General features: G+C 71.4%; 2 protein-coding genes. One reads left to right on the top strand and one right to left on the bottom strand.

Translation table 11 applies throughout. From position 1 onward, the window contains the following. Positions 1-276, bottom strand: a 276-nt coding sequence (locus I0Q12_RS33100; RefSeq protein ID WP_307846312.1) for a maltotransferase domain-containing protein, incomplete at its 3' end; no start/stop codon positions are given. Between the two features lie 232 nt (positions 277-508). Between I0Q12_RS33100 and glgP the strand changes: the two genes are divergently transcribed. Then, a complete protein-coding gene (gene glgP, locus I0Q12_RS17220) occupies positions 509-3,088 on the top strand; it encodes an alpha-glucan family phosphorylase (protein ID WP_197253054.1) in 2,580 nt (859 codons plus the stop codon). Positions 3,089-3,179: the final 91 nt, after the last annotated feature.

Raw genomic sequence — 3,179 nt, 5'->3', positions numbered from 1 at the left:
CACGCGGTAGTTCCACGTACCCGGGCTGGTCGGGGTGAACGTCGCGTGGAAGGTGTCGGGCATCGTCCCGGGCACCATCGGGATGCGGACGAGCCTGCCCTCGGTCTCCGGATCGGTCCCCGGTCCGCGCACGGCGAGTGTCGCGGCGACCGCGTCGTGCCCCTCCCGCCACACCACCGCGGACACCGGCACGACTTCGCCGACGACGGCCTTGACCGGATAGCGTCCACCCGCGATCTGGGGCTGGACGTCGTCGATGGCGAGACGACCTGTCACATGTACTCCGTTCCGTGTCGGGCCGGTGGGGAACCGGACGCGAACCGCGCGGTGGGTTCGCACTCAACCGTAATCGAGGTGCGGATTCAGGGCCGACCATGCGGCCGGTTTGCCTGTCCCGCGCGGGAATCCGCGGGGCGCTCACCGGCCCGCCCGGCGGCGGTTCGGCACCCGGACGGACGTCACAGCCCGTTGCCTCGCGAAACGCCGGAAACTCGGTAGTCTTCGCGGGGTGAAAGCCTTGCGTCGGTTCACCGTACGAGCCCACCTTCCTGAGCGGCTGGCCGCGCTCGAAAGACTGTCCGCCAACCTGCGGTGGTCCTGGCATCCGCCGACCCAGGACCTGTTCGCCACCGTCGGCCCGGCCCTGTGGGAACTCGTGGGGCACGACCCGGTCCGGCTGCTCGGCGAGGTGCCGCCGTCGCGGCTCGACGAACTCGCCGCCGACCCCGACTTCGTGCAGCGGCTCGATGCCGCCGCCGCGGACCTCGACGAGTACCTGGCCCGGCCGCGCTGGTACCAGCAACAGCAGGCCCGCGGCAAGGACATGCCGACGGGGATCGCCTACTTCTCCATGGAATTCGGTGTCAGCGAGGTCCTGCCCAACTATTCCGGTGGCCTCGGCATCCTCGCCGGTGACCACCTCAAGGCGGCCTCCGACCTCGGGCTGCCGCTCGTCGGTATCGGACTGCTGTACCGCTCCGGCTACTTCCGGCAGTCCCTGACCGCCGACGGCTGGCAGAGCGAGCACTACCCGGCCTACGACCCGCAGGGTCTGCCGCTGCGGCTGCTCACCGAATCCGACGGCAGTCCCGCACTGGTCACCGTCACCGTGCCCGGGAACCGCGAGCTGGCCGCGCGCGTGTGGATCGCACAGATCGGGCGGGTGCCGCTGCTGCTGCTCGACTCCGACATCGCCGCCAACGACGAGGAACTGCGCGGTGTCACCGACCGCCTCTACGGCGGCGACCAGGACCACCGCATCAAGCAGGAGATCCTCGCCGGCATCGGCGGCGTGCGGGCCGTGCGCGCCTACACCCGCATCCACGGGCTGCCCGACCCCGAGGTCTTCCATATGAACGAGGGCCACGCCGGTTTCTCGGGCGCCGAGCGCATCCGCGAACTGGTCACCACCACGGGCCTCGACTTCGACGAAGCACTCTCGGCCGTGCGCGCCGGAACCGTCTTCACCACCCACACCCCGGTCCCCGCCGGCATCGACCGGTTCCCGATCGACCTGGTGCGGCACTACTTCTCCGGACCGAACGGGGAGAACGAGTCGTCGCTGCTGCCCGGCCTGACCGTCGACCGGATCCTCGCGCTCGGCCGTGAATCCGACCCGCACGTGTTCAACATGGCGCACCTGGGTCTGCGGCTCGGTCAGCGCAGCAACGGCGTCTCCGCGCTGCACGGCCGCGTCAGCCGCGGCATGTTCGACGGGCTGTGGCCCGGCTTCGACGCCGACGAGGTGCCGATCGGCTCGGTCACCAACGGTGTGCACGCCCCCACCTGGGCCGCCCGCGAATGGATCGCCCTGGCGAACCGGCTCGCCGGTCCCGACCGGGTCGAGGAGGCCCGCGGCTGGGAACTGCTGCAGACCGTTCCGTCGCAGGAACTGTGGGACACCCGCAACACGCTGCGCGGGCAGCTCGTCGCGGAGGTGCGGCGACGGCTGCGCGCGTCCTGGATCGAACGCGGCGCCACCGCCGCCGAACTCGGCTGGGTCGACGAAGTGTTCGACCCGAACGTGCTCACCGTGGGCTTCGCGCGGCGCGTGCCGACCTACAAGCGGCTCACGCTCATGCTGCGCGACGAGAACCGGCTGCGGTCGCTGCTCCTCGACGAGGACCGGCCCCTGCAACTCGTCGTCGCCGGCAAGAGCCATCCCGCCGACGACGGCGGCAAGGCGCTGATCCAGCAGGTCGTGCGGTTCGCGGACCGGCACGACGTGCGGCACCGCATCGTGTTCCTGCCCGACTACGACATGTCGATGGCCCGCTTCCTCTACTGGGGCTGCGACGTGTGGCTCAACAACCCGCTGCGTCCGCTCGAGGCGTGCGGCACCTCCGGGATGAAGTCCGCGCTCAACGGCGGCCTCAACCTGTCCATCCTCGACGGCTGGTGGGACGAGATGTACGACGGGGAGAACGGCTGGGCCATCCCGACCGCAGACGGGGTCGTCGACGAACACCGGCGCGACGACCTCGAGGCCAGCGCCCTGTACGAGCTGCTCGAACGGTCCGTGCTGCCGCGGTTCTACGACCGGGACACCGACGGGGTGCCGACCCGCTGGATCGCGATGGTGCGCCACACCCTCGAGAACCTCGGGCCGAAGGTGCTCGCGTCGCGCATGGTCCGCGACTACGCGGTGCAGTACTACGCCCCGGCCGCCGAGGCGGCCCGCGCGGTCGTCGCCGACGGGTTCACCGGCGCGAAGGCGCTGGCGGACTACCGGCACCGGATCGAGGCGGCGTGGCCGTCGGTGCGGGTCGCACAGGTCGACAGCGACGGGCTGCCCGACAGCGCCGAGATCGGCGCGCGGCTGTCGCTCACCGCGCACGTGCACCTCGGCGGGCTGAACCCCGCGGACGTGCTGGTGCAGGTGGTGATCGGCCGGGTGGGTGTCGACGACACCCTCAGCGACATCACGACCACGCCGATGCGGCACAGCGGCACCGACGGTGCCGGCGACGTCTTCGAGGCGGAGGTCGCGCTGCCGCTCGCCGGCGCCGTCGGATACACCGTGCGGGTGCTGCCGCAGCACGAACTGCTCGCCACGCCCGCCGAACTCGGGCTGGTCGTGCTGCCGTAGGCCGGGTGCGGCCCGGCAGCGGCAGGCCGACCCGATGCGGTCAGTCCCGGAGCCGGGTCAGGGCCTTGCGCACGATCGCCGGGTCGGTGGT

Origin of the sequence: Rhodococcus sp. CX (assembly GCF_015865005.1) — a bacterium.
Lineage (GTDB): Bacteria > Actinomycetota > Actinomycetes > Mycobacteriales > Mycobacteriaceae > Rhodococcus.
Note: the sequence above shows the minus strand (reverse complement) of the source record. Positions and strands in the feature narration are given on the sequence as shown.